This is a genomic window from Citrobacter gillenii, from assembly GCF_013337685.1.
GTDB lineage: Bacteria > Pseudomonadota > Gammaproteobacteria > Enterobacterales > Enterobacteriaceae > Citrobacter > Citrobacter gillenii.
In genome coordinates, this window is sequence record NZ_SUQN01000005.1 from 1 (window position 1) to 14,370 (window position 14,370).

Here is a 14,370-nt window from a genome sequence, read left to right on the forward strand (position 1 = left end):
AACCCCAAACCCCAAACCCCAAACCCCAAACCCCAAACCCCAAACCCCAAACCCTATTTCACCGCTGGCGAGTAAGGGGCTCTATACCCGTCTATGCAGGGAAAGTTATTTCTCCCACGTGATTTCCGTTCATGTATCTGCTTCCGGTTAATCGTTTCCCAGCACAACCCGTCCCGCAAGGGTAAATGGCACGCATGCTGCGCCCTTGCGGGATGGAACGATGCCGGGAAAGCGAACCGTCAGGCGATACGAAGACGAAAATCACACCACTGACGGAGAAAAAACATGACTATTTCCCTTTATACCCAGATAAGTGCCCCTAACACGACAGCGGCAACCAGCGTATCCTCGCTGGATCTGTCAGGCTCCTCAAAAACGAAATGTTCAACAGCCAGAACCGATATTTATCAAACTGTTACCGACAGCATAATTGCGGCGCTGGAAACCGGAGTTAAACCTTGGGTGTGTCCTTGGCTGCGAACTCCCGGTATGTCCGGTTTACCGTCCAATTACGCCACCGGTACGGCTTACAGCGGAATGAATATCATGTTGCTTTGGTGCAGCGCGTCAAAACAGGGATTCTGTGATTCACGCTGGATGACCTACAAACAGGCAAAAGCGGTGGGTGGGCAGGTGCGCAAGGGAGAGCACGGCACTACCGCGATTTTCTATACCACGCTGGAAAAGGAAAATGATAACGGAGAAACTGACTATATTCCGATGCTGAAAACATTCACTGTGTTTAATGTTGAACAAATTGACGGTTTGACCCTGAGTGATGATGCCGTTTTTCCGGCAGAGACCTTTGAGCCATTACCACGTGCAGAAGCACTTTTTCATAGTAGCGGTGCAACCATTATTGAAAAAGGACAGAATGCCTTTTTTACACCGTCAACCGACGAAATCCGCTTACCTGAACGGTATCTTTTTATTGATGCTGCTAATTTCTATGCAACCGGCCTGCATGAGCTCGTTCACTGGAGTGGGGCAAAAAGTCGGCTGAACCGTGAAATGAAAGGGAAATTTGGCAGCGAGGGGTATGCGTTTGAAGAGTTGATCGCTGAGCTAGGGAGCGCCTTCCTGATGGCGGATCTGGGAATAGTTGGAGAAGTTCAACATGAAAGTTATATCGCTTCCTGGCTTAAAGCACTTAGGAACGACAAACGCTATATTTTCAAGGCCGCCAGCGCGGCATCGAAAGCACATTGCTATTTGATGGATAAAAGCTGAGTAGCAAAAAGCCGCAAAGGAGTGCGGCTTTGGCGGCTGGGGTGCTAAACCAGTAAAGGTTTAGTTATATTGGTGAAGCAGAACGAACACCGAACAGTCATGTTCCTGTGGTGGAATTAAGACAACCCTAAGAAGATACTGGTGTACGGTTGCCCCCTTGTAAAACCCATATAGCCTGACGGCTTTCTCGTGCAGTGCACAACCAATTATGACGGGCGCTAAGAGCAAAAAGGGGACGCTATTACCAACTTCAGCTGTTGCAGCTTATAAAGTTCTATTTACCGCACCAGGATGAGGTCAAGCGTGACGTACTGCTTTTTTGCAGAATCGACAGGCCGAATCCCCTCTACAAGAACCGTGCCATCTGCTGGCCGAAGCGGTCAATAGTAGTGACGCGAAGCCATGGAAGAAGGATGGCATTTCTGATAAACCTCAGAGCCAAGTAGGTGGTGAGATTTTAATTAAAACAATGTGTAAACTCTGGCAGAACCTTACGTTTGATGCCAATCAAAATAAGTACAAAATTAAAAAAACCACAAAATAAACAAGCATTTTTTCTCGGTTAACAGGTCATATAATGCTAGTTGATTTTATGTTGACAAACTCTTGATTCGATCTTGATAAGGAAATTGCATCATTTTCGCCTAAATAGTGTGAAAACGACCTCTTTATAGATGCAGTGTTATTTCTTAAAGAGGTTAATTTAATTTTAAATTATCACGATAGGTGTAAAATGAAATTTATTAATATTCCCATGGCGTTATTCATTCCTTTTTTCTTAATGTCATGCAGCAGCAATGAACCTGAAATAATATCAAAGGTAAAATCTCTACAAATCCCTGTAATTCAGAAGAAAAATTATTCCAGAGATAACAATCAGATATCATTGAATTATTTTCACTCTAAAAATATATCTGATATAAGTAACCTAACCACCTTCTTAAAAAAAAGTTATGTTATTGGCAGTGACTCAAGAGACATTTTTGATGGGCATAGTCAGACACATCAAGCATATATAGCGCTGACAAATCTTGAGCAGGCTGGAATGGTCAATGAGACATATTATAATGATAATAACATTCAAGGTATTACGGCATTAAATGGGGTGTTAAGTCAGATAGAAAAAGAAATAAAATCACAATCAAACTAATTCGTCATACTTAATGGAATTATATCTAACAGCATAGCACTACCATTTAAGTTGACATCATTCAAAGTTTGGTGGTAATGCTATGACTTAAAAATCAGACATTACTCTCCTTACAACGACACCCTCTGGCCCTGAAAATGCATCGCTCGTAATCTTTTCATCATCTTGATTTGGCTCCGGATGGCCTTGATGCCATGGCATGTTCCGGAGCCAGAGTCGTATTACTGCTCTTTCTGTTGCCCTCTGCGCTCATGTTCAAGCAGGTAGCTCAGTAATGCCGGAAGCAGAGTAAGGGTAAAGAACGTTGCAGCAACCAGTCCGCCGATGATGGCGAACGCCATAGGCCCCCAGAAAACCTGTCTCGCGATAGGGATCATGCCAAAAATTGCCGCGCAGGCTGTAAGCATAATCGGTCTTGCCCGATGCAGTGCGGCATTACGAATGGAATCGGTATTGCTCAGTCCTGCCTTAAGGTTCTCATCGACTTCTGCAATCAGGATGATGGCATTACGTATGATCATACCGCTCAGCGCAATGACGCCCAGTAAGGCCACAAATCCTAATGGCGTTGCCGTTGGCAAAAGAGCACCCACGACACCGATAAAACCGAACGGAGCCATGAGTGTGGCGAGAACGACGCGTGAGTAACTCTGCAGCTGTACCATCATCACACCAAGCATGATGATTACTGTGACAGGAAGAACCGACATCAGTGAATCATTACCTTTGTCTGACTCTTCGGACGCACCGCTGACTGCAACGGTATAACCCGCAGGAAGTTTTTGTCTGAATTGCTCTATTGCAGGTGTCAGGTCGTTGACCACACTATCGACATTCTGCCCGCTATTCACATCCCCCTGCACGGTAACAGAAGCTTCGCGATCACGTCGTTGGATCATAGGATTTTTAAGATCCCAGGTGAAAGAGGCTACCTGTGACAGTGGTATCTTCGCCCCGTTACCAGTGGTGATCAGCGTCCCTTCCAGGCCGGATAAATTTTTACGATCCATCTCACTTCCCTGTAGCACAACGTCCGTACGGTGATTCTGTTCTCGAAGTTCGGTCACCGATAATCCGCTATAAAACATATTCAGAACATTAGATATTTGCTCTGTCGTCAGGCCAGCCATACTTGCAGAAGCCTGATTGACATTCACTGCAACCGAACGCTGGGGATCTCCCGCAGTCAAATTCAGCCCGGTTACACGCGGATCCTTAGCCATCATTGCTGATAGCTGGCGTGCATAAAGACGAGTCTGGTTGAAGTCAGGGCCGCTGACCCTGTATTTCAACGGCCATCCTACCGGCGGCCCCAGTTCCAGGGGCGAGATGCGCGTCACTATATCGCTGAACCTGTCACGCAGGATCGCCGATAATTTTGTCTGCAGGGCGTTACGGGATTCCAGGTCATTTGCCACGACAACTAACTGGGCAATATTCTCGGCATCTGACATAAGATCCATAGGAAGATAAAAACGGACTGCTCCAGTGCCTATATAGCTGGAATATTGTTTCACACCTTCTTCTTTGTTGAGGATTTCCTCAAGACGGTGAGTTTCCCTTTCCGTTAGCTGCTGTGTGCTGTTCTCGGGTAATGTCAGACTAATCAGAAGTTCCGGACGGTCAGATGCCGGGAAGAATTCGCTTTTCAGCCACTGGCTACTCCAGACAGATAATCCCAGTAATGCAATTGACGAGAGTGTGACGGCCATACGGTGTTTAAGCGTGAGTTCGATGAGTGACTCGTAGGCGCGTGATAAACGTCCCTTGCTTTCATCATGAGGACGAATCTTTGCACCGGAAAGGAGCCAGACACCACTCAGCGGCGAGAAAAGGACTGCTACAACCCATGAGCTGATCAGCGAGATAAAGATCACCGCGAACAGGGAGTAGCAGTATTCTCCTGCCATCGACTTTGCGAACCCGACCGGGATAAAACCGGCAATCATCACCAGTGTTCCGGTGAGCATTGGAAATGCCGTTTTGACGAAGGCACTTGATGCTGCTTTCCGTAGAGGTTCCCCTTTCTCAAGATGGGATATCATGGACTCTATCGTGATCATGGCATCATCTACCAGTAATCCTAGCGCGATGATCAAGGCTCCCAGAGATATACGCTGCAGACCTATTCCGGCCAGATCCATTCCTGTAAATGTAAGAGCCAGCACAATGGGAATTGCAACAGCAACGACCAGCCCTGCACGTAATCCAAGTGATACAAAGGACACAGCCAGAACGATGACAATCGCTTCCATAAGTACATGAAGAAAGCCATCAACGGCCTCATCCACAATGGCAGGCTGGTTTGCAATCTTTGTTATATTTATGCCGTGGGGAAGATCAGATTTGATTTTTTCCAGCTGCAGATCGAGATCATGCCCAAACTGCAGCATATTCCCGCCCGGTAGCATAGCGACGGAAATACCCATCGCGGGCTGTCCATTCACATGGAACAATGGAGAGGGTGTTCCCTCCCGTGTTCTCTCTATGCTGACAATATCGGTTAGGTCAACCGTGCGACCGCCAGCAGTCAGGCGGATATGCTTCAGGGCTTCCTCGGTCATCTGAGCCCCGGTAACATCAACGCTTACACGATCGTTCTTTGTCCGTAACGTACCTGACGGGGTTACGGCATTGTTATGTCTGATCGCGGCAATGATGTCATCAGGTGAAATGCCCATTGATGCTATTTGGCGCGCAGAGAAACTCAGCACGACCTGTTCCGTCTGAATGCCTACCTGTATTGTTTTTCCAATGTCTTTAACGGTCCGGAGCTGACGCTGGATGTTATCGACCATGTCCCGCGTTTCGGTGAGAGTGAAACCGTCAGCAGTGATCCCAAAAATCGTGCCGTAAGTAGCATCGTATTCATCATTAACAACAGGAGGGGTGACCTGCTCAGGAAGCAGCGCAGTTATGTCCTGCATTTTCTTCCTCAACTGCTGCCAGACAGGTTTAACTTGCTCAGGCGGCGTATCATCCCGGAGGTTTAGCGTCACTTCAGTTGAACCATTTCTGGTTTGGCTTTCTACGCTGTCAAACCACGGCAGTTCCTGCACGGATTTCTCAATAGGATCAGTCACCAGACTGACCATCTCTTCCGGTGTTGCTCCGGGCCATTGTGCGCTGATGACGGCGGTCTTAATAGTGAACGCGGGATCTTCATCGCGTGATAACGAGGTGAAAGAGAGATAGCCACCGACCATAATGATAAGCAGCAGGAAGCTGACTAGCTGTTGGTGTGCGATTGCCCATGAAGAGAGATTAAATTTACCGGTATTCATTTCGTCTCTCCGGATACAACTGCCACTTTTTCACCATTTTCCAGCGTATTGGTACCCGCAGACACTACGCGTTCCCCCTGCGTCAGCCCACTGGACACCCATGCTTTATCTGAGGTATAGCGTTCGATCACAACTGACCGTAATTCAAGATTACTGGTTCCTGGTTTAACAACAAAAACGGCAGGATGGTTGCCTGAACGAGTGAGGGATGACGCCGGTACCGGGAAATATAATTGGTCTGAGGTCTTCAGCCCGACAGTTACAGCCCGACCAAATACATTTTTAGCGTCTGTGGTTTCCAGGGTCGCCCGCACCAGGCTGGTACGTGTGATGTCATCCAGTGTGGGGGAGATATAGCGCACATGTGCTTTAACGTCCCCCTGCTCTGTATTAACCAACACAGTATCGCCGGTATGCAGACGTGAACTTGTTTGAACGGGAACGCTAAACTGAACCTCCGCAGTATCAGAGGCAATTTTAATGACGTCCTGGCCTGCCGTGACATTTTGACCTACAGAGGGTATATACAGGGTGATCACACCATTAAAAGGAGACGTCAGAGAGCTGAAACCAGATTCATTTAGTGCACCAGATTTTTGTGCCTGAGCCCGGGCTTTTCGGGCCGTCAGAGTCGCCATCGTTGCCCTGGCATCCTCGAGTTGCGCGCGCGACGCAGTGCCAATGGTATAGAGTTTTTGTATCCTCTCCAGCTCCAGCCTGCCTTTATGCTCAGCCGCCAGCGCTTCCTGATACTCCGCAAGTGTAGCCGCTATATCCTCTTTACTTTGCGAACCGGAAAGTGTGGCAACAACCTGTCCCATTTTTACTCTGCTACCCACATCTACGGGGCGGGTGGCGAGCCTGCCATCCAGACGGAACTGCAAACTCACTTCAGCCGCAGGTTCAATAATACCTGTCCATGAAGAGGCTGGCAGAGGTTGTTGCGATGCCACCCAAGTGCGGACCTGACGTGGTTGAGACGTATCGTGCATAGGTTCATCGCATCCGGCGAGGGTCATTGCCATGCAAACTAATAATACAGCCGAGGATCGACTTAAAAACGGGTAAAGACTTTTTGAGGAGTGCTTTGGATATGCCATTACGCGGGATCTCAGTAAATTCAATATCCGCATCTAACCGCATAAAGAACAAGGAACATTTCAGGGATAATCAAGAAATGGTCAATCCTCGCTTATTTCCCGAAAAAACAGGGGTGTATTGCATCCCTCTTGTATTGCCCTTGATTGTTCATTGACAGAGTTCGGGATAATTATCCTGGCGGGCACACCTGGAGGTCTGCAGAAAACTTAACAGGCAACAGGAGTAAAAATGGTGTTTCCGGTATCAATAAAACTTCGTATGTCAGCCATTACGGTGATGACCTCTTTACTACTTTCAGGCTGCACAATGGCACCGGTATATCAGAGACCGGAAGCCCCCGTGCCATTAGCCTGGTCACATAAAGATACTTCTGTTGAAGGTATGCATACAACGGCAGCAAATGGGCCTTTTTTCACAGACAGCAAGCTGCAGCAACTGATAAAACTGACCATCGACAATAACAAGGACCTCGAACTTTCTGCATTGAACCTGAAAAAATCAGGTGTGCAGTACGGGGTAGAAAGACTATCCTGGTTGCCAGCAGTCAGCCTGACCGCAGAAAAAACCGCAGCTCATGAGCCTGCAGGGATCTTTGATACCGTTGATACCGGTTCGGTAACGTATCATCAATACGACGTTAAACTGGTCTCAGCTTCCTGGGAAGTGGACTTCTGGGGGCGTTTGCGAAGCCTCAGGGAAGCATCCCTCAATGAATATCTTGCTGCGGGAGCCTCATCAAGAGCCCTGAAGATCAGCCTCATTGAGCAGGTGGTCAGTGCCTATCTGATCTATATCACCGACCAGGAAAACATCAATATTGCCCGTCAGAAGCTGGACAATGTCCAGCAGCTCCGGCACATGCAACAGCAAGCCTTTAATGCCGGAGACATGACTAAAAATGCGGTTATGGACGCTGATAGTGCGGTAAACGACGCACAGTCAGAACTGAACCAGACAGAGGCGCAGGCGCAACAGGATTTAAACGCGCTTCAGTTACTTGTCGGCACCCAGCTACCTGACTCTCTGCTGAAGGTGTCACTTGAGCATGATTGGGCTTTTCCGTTAATTAAAGCAGGAACGCCATCAGAGGTTCTGCTCAAACGTCCCGATATTATTGCCGCTGAATATCAGCTGAAAGCTGCCAATGCCAGTATAGGCGCGGCAAGAGCGGCATTTTTCCCGTCGATTTCTATCACCGCTGAAGGCGGATCATCCACGGCTGATATGGGTAAACTGCTTGCGGGTGGCACTGCTAACTGGAGCTTTATTCCTACGCTCAATCTTCCCATTTTCGATGGGGGTAAGAACCAGGCCAACCTCAGTCTGGCCGAGCTGAATAAGAAAATTGAGATCGTCAATTATCAGAAAGCAATACAACAGGCGTTCAGGGATGCATCTGATGCTCTTGCCGGACAGGCATCCCTGAAAAAGCAAACCATCCAGACATCCGGTATCTTTGATACTGTCAAAGAACAATACCGAATGGCTGAAGCAACGCGGAACGCCGGTCAGATAAGCAACGCAACTCTACTGGAAAAAAACAATGAGCTGCTTGCTGTTCGTAAGCAAAATGCTAATGCTCGTCTCAAATACCTTATTCAGGGGGTGAAAGTATTTACCATCCTGGGTGGGGATGATTCGATTTAACAATTAATATTTATATCAGGTTATTACCATGAGTCTGAAACATTCAATATCAGGATGGAAGCCCTGTAGTTATGACGTTTACGCTGAAACATACCAGAGATTTGGTGGCAGCGTTAATATGCATCCTGATATTGTTAAGTTCTTTATGAGGAAAGGTCAGCGAGGATTTTCATTCTGGCAATATTGTAAAAATGGTGATGTTGTCGCTGCCTATTTCATTGTTGATAATAAAGAAGTGGGTTTGAATGTATGGCGGGAGTATCCAGTATCCTTCGATGAAGTCATGCTACCGGTATCTGCAGATCAAAAAATCTGGCTCCCTGATAAGACAAACCGTTTGTCATCACGCCACCGTGATAACATCCTTAACTCTGCATTTTTCTACAGAACGAAGCGCAGTATATGCCGGGTTAAAACTTCATTTTCAGGTAAAACCATCAAGAAGCGAAACGGTGAATTAAGGAAGTTTATGGGCATGGGGGGGAAATGTTATCGCCTGTCAGACATATCACCCAAAGAGATAGCCAGTTTGTATGTGCGTCTGTTCAAGTTGCGGTTTGCTGAATCTGTCCGCTGCTATGAGGAAGAGAAGATTGAAGAGCTTATATCCGCTGTACCGCATCTGATTTTCGGTAACGTATTGTTTTATGCCGATAGGCCTTGCGCTATTGATCTGGTACTCAGTGCGAACAGTGACAACATGGTGTATTTTGACGTGCCAAATGGCGGTGTTGACCCTAAATATTCAGCATTCAGCCCGGGCAGCATGCTGATGTGGGCCAATATTTCAGATGCGCGCGACTTGTGCGCTAGGCAGGATAAAGAAATGGTATTTTCAATAGGGCTTTATGAGAAAGACTGGGAATATAAATTACGGTGGGCCGATACAGCGAAGACAGGGAAGGTTATCTGCTTTTAAGTATTAATAACTCATCTACTGGTTTACTTTCTTTTGACTCGGTTCGAGTTTGCCTCCCATAAAACAATAATAATTAACTGAATAAAAAGGCCGAAAATTGCGCCTGCTATTATGCAGGCGTTTTGTCCATCAATTTTATGAACTACAGAACTGACGCACTCAAGAAATGACTGCATGGTATACTCCCGTTTACCATGCATTTAACCAGCGGATTATCAAGATTCTGTTGGCCTAGCGTAAAGGGATCATCAACGGTCAAAAATTTAATATTTCCTCAACGATACCCTGAAGGCAAGTCCACCTTTTTTATTTTTCTCTACCTCCAACTGCCCTCCATGTGCTTCACATATCGCCCGGGCAATAGAAAGTCCCAGGCCAGAGCCCCCGGAATGCCTGGAGCGTGAAACCTCTTCACGAACAAATGGTGTGAAGATATCTTCAAGCAATTCATCCGGAACGGCAGGCCCTTTGTCCCTGAAAATAACTGAAACGGCATCTGGAGTGGCATCGTAACTGATATCAAGCACGCCACCATCAGCTGCATAGCGTAATGCATTATCCATCAGTATCAGGAAAACCTGGCCTAAACGATAGGAGTCTACTAACCCGCTCAGCACCATGTTATGGTTATGTCTGATGGATACGCCCGCCTTCTCTGCAGAAGGTGTAATCCATGCAATTTTTTCCCTGACAATCTCATTAAGACCGGCGGGTATCATGCTCAGATTTAACTGGCCGGCATCAGCAAGCTTCAGCAAATGTAGGTCTTCAACCAGCCGGTTTAATTCGTTAAGTTGCTGCATGACCATTTTCAGTTGGGTTTCGCTGGGTTCAAATACACCATCAATCATGCCCTGTAGTCTTCCTGTTGCTGCGGTCAACGGAGAACGAAGTTCATGGGCCATGGCAACATGTGATTTTTTAAGATCTTTTTCATAACGCTCAAGCTGCATCGACATCCCATTAAAATTTTCGCTGAGACTACGTAATTCCAGAGGTAGATTATCCGGGATTTTTACTTTTGCGCCGAAGCTTCCCTGAGCAACAGATTTAGCTGCATTGGCAAGTGCACTTATCTGCTTTGACAGAGGGCGCGCTGTTCTCAGTGTCAGTGTGAAAATGATGGGCATTACGATAAGGACGAGTACAGCCAGAATTAGCCAGTCAGTGATCCCTAATTCCGGCTTCCAGTAGTCCACGCCATACCATCGATCAATGATCGCGTGATAGCGGTTAATATTCAGCCAGGGATTTTTAATTAACTCAGCAAGCTCGGACCTGATTTCAACAGGCATCCTGTACTCGTGCCACTTGTTATCAATGTAAAAGCGCAGCCACATACAGAAAGAAATCAGGATTATGCTGCCTACTGCCAGCGAAATAACCTTGCGGCATATCCAGTTCCACAGAGAGCTGTTTTCACTTTTCTTAATACGCAATTTTCTGTTCATGAGTTAGCAAACCTGTAACCTATACCCCTGACATTAATCAGAAGATCAGGCTGACCCGCAGCTTCGAGCTTTTTACGCAAATTATAGATATGCGTATCAACCACCCTCTCAAGAGCATCGCTTTCCGGAAGGCAGGCTTCCAGTAACGCCTGACGCGTGAAGGCTTTAGATGGCGACTTCAGGAACGTCATCAGAAGTGACAGTTCTGTTGGAGTCAGCTCAAGTGGCTGAAGGGGGCCGCCTTCTTTTTCCACGACAACTATCATGGAGTCTATATCGGCTTTTATATTTCTGAACTGCAGGATATCTCCGCTACGTTGCCCGGCATAACGACGCAGGACAGCATGAACGCGTGCGACGACTTCTCCGGGATTATAAGGTTTAACCACATAGTCATCGGCACCGTAACGAAGCGCACTGATTTTATCAGCTCCGTCGCTGATGGCGGTGATCATGATCACCGGGATATCGCTGCGGCGTCGGACCGCAAGCAGGACATCAGTACCACTCATGGATGGCAGCATAACATCAAGGAGAATGATATCGGGCTTCCAGCTGAAGACCAGATCCATACCGCGTTGCCCGTCACTGGCAATCGAGGTATGGAACTGATCTCTTTTAAGATATGCCTCAAGTACATTCGCAGCATCCAGATCGTCTTCAATGATTAAGACACGTTTCACATAAGCACCTTGATTAAACCTTGATAAATCCTTGCGGAGTTCTTGATTATTTGTCGGCATACTTCCGCACCTGTTAAGAAGCATAATTCATTCCGGGAGTTTTATGAAGGAATTAAATACGATCCTGTCGGCAATATTTTTACTGCCGTTTGCAACCTACGCCTCGTCTGATGTACATAAATCTGAGGTAACCGTTGGTATAGGAGCTCAATATGCTCCTAAATATATGGGGTCCGATAAATATGACTCAACAGTCGCGCCTTATTTTGAATGGACTGACGGAACCTGGTTTTTGAATTCAGAAAAAGGGGCGGGAGTTACATATTCCTTTGATAATGGTATTTACCTGGGACAGGCTCTGGGATATACATGGGGTCGAACGGATGATGACGGTTCCTGGCTACAGGATGGTTCCAGACATCTCAAAGGAATGGGTAAAATAAAAACAGCGCTGAACTCGACGACAACGCTGGGTTGGTGGATGGCACCCTGGATTGGATTTGAAGGTAATATTATTGCCCCCCTGACTGAAAGCCAGGGGGTTCTGTATAACATCGGTCTCAATGTTGTTTTGTTTAATAATGACAGCGACACACTTACCGTCAGTACCATTCGTAATTATGGCGATGCACGGTACAATAATACCTGGTTTGGAGTGAGCGAAAAGCAAAGTACAAATACAGGATTTAAACAGTTTAACTCCGACTCGGGGTTAACCAGTGTCGATTATGGCATCAACTGGCAACACACATTTGATGACAACTGGTCTGGTTATGCAGACCTGCGCTATACAACACTGGCAAACCGCGTAAGTCATAGTCCCATTGTTGAAAAAGATGACTACCTGGTTTTCACTATTGGTGCGTTCTATACATTCTGAACGTCAAACCAGAAAGCCAAAAAAGAAACCTGCCATTTAATGGCGGGTTTTTTTGTTTGTAACTTAACTATGAGTCATGCAACATAAAATGAAGGTGTTGTAAAATAACATACCGACATAACCTTCATATAAACTTGATTGTTCATTGATACTGAACCTGTATGTTCACTGCTTTAACACAATAGGGCATGATAATGTTAAAGCAAAGATATAAGTTAATTGAGTACAAGTTCAGAGCCTTGCGAACCTTTTTTGTTTCCGATGAAAAATATCGGAGGATGAAATTCAGGAAGATATTCAATCAGGACCTGGATTTATCACAACCATTAACTCTGAACGAGAAAATAAACTATCGCATGGTTTTCAATCGCGATTTTTTCTTGACCATCATTGCTGATAAAATTGCTGTTCGGGACTATGTGAGAATGATGGTTGGTGATAAGCATCTGGTTCCGTTACTTGCAGTTTTTGATAAAATAAGACCGTGCGACTTTGAAGACTTCCCGGATTCTTTTGTCATAAAGTGTAACCATGACAGCGGAAGTTCTATCATCTGTCATGATAAGAGACAGCTTAACAAAAAGAGTGTGGTCGAACATTTCAATCGACGGTTACGTATGAATCCTTATTATAGTAATCGGGAGTGGCAATATAAAAACATAAAACCTAAAATATTAGTTGAGCGAAAGCTTAATGTTTTTGATGGGAAAAACCAGGATGTCACACCCGAAATGTTCCGGGTACATTGTTTTCACAAAAAACCCATGTATATCGAAGCAGATTTTACCTGCGTAAACGGCAAAGAATATGTCAATGTTTATGACCCAAATTGGGTGCTACAGCCGTTTACGCTTGGATATGGTAACACCCCTTACACCATTGGTCGTCCCGGATCGTTAGACGAGATTCTTGATGTTGCAGCAAAACTGGCCACTGACCTTGATTACTGCAGGGTCGATCTTATGGTTGAGAACGAAAGGGTCTACTTCAGTGAAATCACGCTGACGCCTGAAAGTGGTCAGCTGAAGTTCAGACCTGCAGAATGGGATTTGCGACTTGGTTGCTTATGGAATATGCCTGTGACGAGGATCGATTAGCTACCGGGAATAATAAAGGTCCGCTTCCGTCGCGGAGCGGACGGAGATGTGGCGCTGCGGGGCTACCTTGAGCGTGAAGGGGAGCTTCATAACCAAAAGATAGTTAATACAATGTCTAATGTACTTTAAAGAAATGTTTGCAACTCATCTGCATTTACATTCGAGAGTACTGAAGACCTCAGATGTGGTGCCGTTGAAAAATATCTGGAAACCAGATTAAACCCTGCGGTATACCCTAACCACTGTGGCAAATCACCAGTACCGAAAAACCACCTGTTGTGATCGTAATCGGTGCTGTGCCAGTTTGCTTTGAGTTGTGGATTATACGACTGAACAATATCTGAATTGATGTTCTCCCAAGGTTCAGGTTCACCACCAAAAAGCTCAAGAACAAAATGCCCTGCGAGGCCTTCTGAGACCATGGCCTCGCCTAAAGTTATACCATACCCAGGCCCTGCCCATCTTGCCGCATGGTGCAGTTCATGAGCAAACATGCGTTCAAAAGACTGAGCCGCATTTTTTCTGAAGGCAGGGTTTTCAGGATCAACAGTTAAATAAACCAGGCCGGGCTCAGGACAATATCCAAGATGTCCTTTTTCCGGAATGACAAATTTTCCAGTCTTTACCACAACATCAAGTGGAGGGATATGCATTATCCTTTTTGCTTGTTCGTGAGTTGCAGTCAGGCAGGTATGAAGCCATTGACTGTGAGCATTAAGTTTCTTCTGAGCATCCAGAATATGCAGAATAATTTGAGACAAAAGGTAACTCCTAAGTGTCAGGAAATAACAGTATGTTAACATTGCAAGGCTCAATGTCATGACATTATTAGCCATAATTGCTAATGTCCGCTCCTGGCAAAGAGCGGACAGAAAGCAAGACTACCAAATTGGCCACAAGTCAAAACCTAAATTATGATCTCACAGAT

Annotated in this window: 11 protein-coding genes; 6 read left to right on the plus strand and 5 right to left on the minus strand. The window is 46.1% G+C overall.

Annotated features, from left to right (window positions below; all coding sequences use genetic code 11):
* The first annotated feature begins 285 nt into the window (after window positions 1–285).
* Complete coding sequence (locus tag FCH32_RS12080; protein ID WP_174360953.1) at window positions 286–1,230, plus strand: ArdC family protein; 945 nt, start codon at window positions 286–288, stop codon at window positions 1,228–1,230.
* A 733-nt stretch (window positions 1,231–1,963) separates the two neighbouring features.
* Entirely contained in the window at window positions 1,964–2,380 is a 417-nt protein-coding gene (locus FCH32_RS12085; RefSeq protein WP_174360954.1) for a hypothetical protein, read from the plus strand.
* 221 nt (window positions 2,381–2,601) lie between these two features.
* Here FCH32_RS12085 and FCH32_RS12090 read toward each other — a convergent pair whose 3' ends face one another.
* Window positions 2,602–5,664, minus strand: a complete 3,063-nt coding sequence (locus FCH32_RS12090; RefSeq protein WP_174360955.1) for an efflux RND transporter permease subunit — start codon at window positions 5,662–5,664, stop codon at window positions 2,602–2,604.
* The gene (locus FCH32_RS12095) at window positions 5,661–6,764 is read right to left on the minus strand and encodes an efflux RND transporter periplasmic adaptor subunit (protein WP_174360956.1); all 1,104 of its coding nucleotides are present in this window, start codon (window positions 6,762–6,764) and stop codon (window positions 5,661–5,663) included. The genes FCH32_RS12090 and FCH32_RS12095 overlap by 4 nt, the downstream gene beginning before the upstream one ends.
* A 229-nt stretch (window positions 6,765–6,993) precedes the next feature.
* Here FCH32_RS12095 and FCH32_RS12100 point away from each other — a divergent pair, with 229 nt between their 5' ends.
* Both FCH32_RS12100 and FCH32_RS12105 read left to right on the plus strand, forming a co-directional pair.
* Window positions 6,994–8,412 (plus strand): efflux transporter outer membrane subunit, encoded by a 1,419-nt coding sequence (locus tag FCH32_RS12100; protein ID WP_174360957.1) that lies wholly within the window; start codon window positions 6,994–6,996, stop codon window positions 8,410–8,412.
* A 28-nt stretch (window positions 8,413–8,440) separates the two neighbouring features.
* Complete coding sequence (locus FCH32_RS12105) at window positions 8,441–9,331, plus strand: GNAT family protein (RefSeq protein WP_174360958.1); 891 nt, start codon at window positions 8,441–8,443, stop codon at window positions 9,329–9,331.
* Window positions 9,332–9,594: 263 nt separating this feature from the next.
* Here FCH32_RS12105 and FCH32_RS12110 read toward each other — a convergent pair whose 3' ends face one another.
* Together FCH32_RS12110 and FCH32_RS12115 are read right to left on the minus strand one after the other, a co-directional pair.
* Window positions 9,595–10,782: a sensor histidine kinase gene (locus FCH32_RS12110; protein ID WP_174360959.1), complete on the minus strand. Its 1,188-nt coding sequence runs from the start codon at window positions 10,780–10,782 to the stop codon at window positions 9,595–9,597.
* Window positions 10,779–11,465 (minus strand): response regulator, encoded by a 687-nt coding sequence (locus tag FCH32_RS12115; RefSeq protein WP_174361091.1) that lies wholly within the window; start codon window positions 11,463–11,465, stop codon window positions 10,779–10,781. Before FCH32_RS12115 ends, FCH32_RS12110 begins: the two co-directional genes overlap by 4 nt.
* Window positions 11,466–11,568: 103 nt before the next feature.
* Between FCH32_RS12115 and FCH32_RS12120 the strand changes: the two genes are divergently transcribed.
* On the plus strand, window positions 11,569–12,345 hold the full coding sequence (locus FCH32_RS12120; RefSeq protein WP_174360960.1) for a MipA/OmpV family protein: 777 nt from the start codon (window positions 11,569–11,571) through the stop codon (window positions 12,343–12,345).
* A gap of 194 nt (window positions 12,346–12,539) precedes the next feature.
* Window positions 12,540–13,442 carry an ATP-grasp fold amidoligase family protein gene (locus tag FCH32_RS12125; protein ID WP_174360961.1) on the plus strand — a complete coding sequence of 301 codons (903 nt, stop codon included), beginning with the start codon at window positions 12,540–12,542 and terminating at the stop codon, window positions 13,440–13,442.
* A gap of 125 nt (window positions 13,443–13,567) precedes the next feature.
* Here the strand turns inward: FCH32_RS12125 and FCH32_RS12130 are convergent, their stop codons facing one another.
* Window positions 13,568–14,278, minus strand: a complete 711-nt coding sequence (locus FCH32_RS12130) for a DUF2268 domain-containing putative Zn-dependent protease (RefSeq protein ID WP_244958415.1) — start codon at window positions 14,276–14,278, stop codon at window positions 13,568–13,570.
* Window positions 14,279–14,370 lie beyond the last annotated feature (92 nt).

Coding starts and splice junctions, on each gene's coding strand:
- FCH32_RS12110 (WP_174360959.1), bottom strand. CDS start 10,782: ATGAACAGAAAATTGCGTATTAAGAAAAGTGAAAACAGCTCTCTGTGG.
- FCH32_RS12105 (WP_174360958.1), top strand. CDS start 8,441: ATGAGTCTGAAACATTCAATATCAGGATGGAAGCCCTGTAGTTATGAC.
- FCH32_RS12100 (WP_174360957.1), top strand. CDS start 6,994: ATGGTGTTTCCGGTATCAATAAAACTTCGTATGTCAGCCATTACGGTG.
- FCH32_RS12085 (WP_174360954.1), top strand. CDS start 1,964: ATGAAATTTATTAATATTCCCATGGCGTTATTCATTCCTTTTTTCTTA.
- FCH32_RS12090 (WP_174360955.1), bottom strand. CDS start 5,664: ATGAATACCGGTAAATTTAATCTCTCTTCATGGGCAATCGCACACCAA.
- FCH32_RS12120 (WP_174360960.1), top strand. CDS start 11,569: ATGAAGGAATTAAATACGATCCTGTCGGCAATATTTTTACTGCCGTTT.
- FCH32_RS12125 (WP_174360961.1), top strand. CDS start 12,540: ATGTTAAAGCAAAGATATAAGTTAATTGAGTACAAGTTCAGAGCCTTG.
- FCH32_RS12095 (WP_174360956.1), bottom strand. CDS start 6,764: ATGGCATATCCAAAGCACTCCTCAAAAAGTCTTTACCCGTTTTTAAGT.
- FCH32_RS12080 (WP_174360953.1), top strand. CDS start 286: ATGACTATTTCCCTTTATACCCAGATAAGTGCCCCTAACACGACAGCG.
- FCH32_RS12130 (WP_244958415.1), bottom strand. CDS start 14,278: ATGGCTAATAATGTCATGACATTGAGCCTTGCAATGTTAACATACTGT.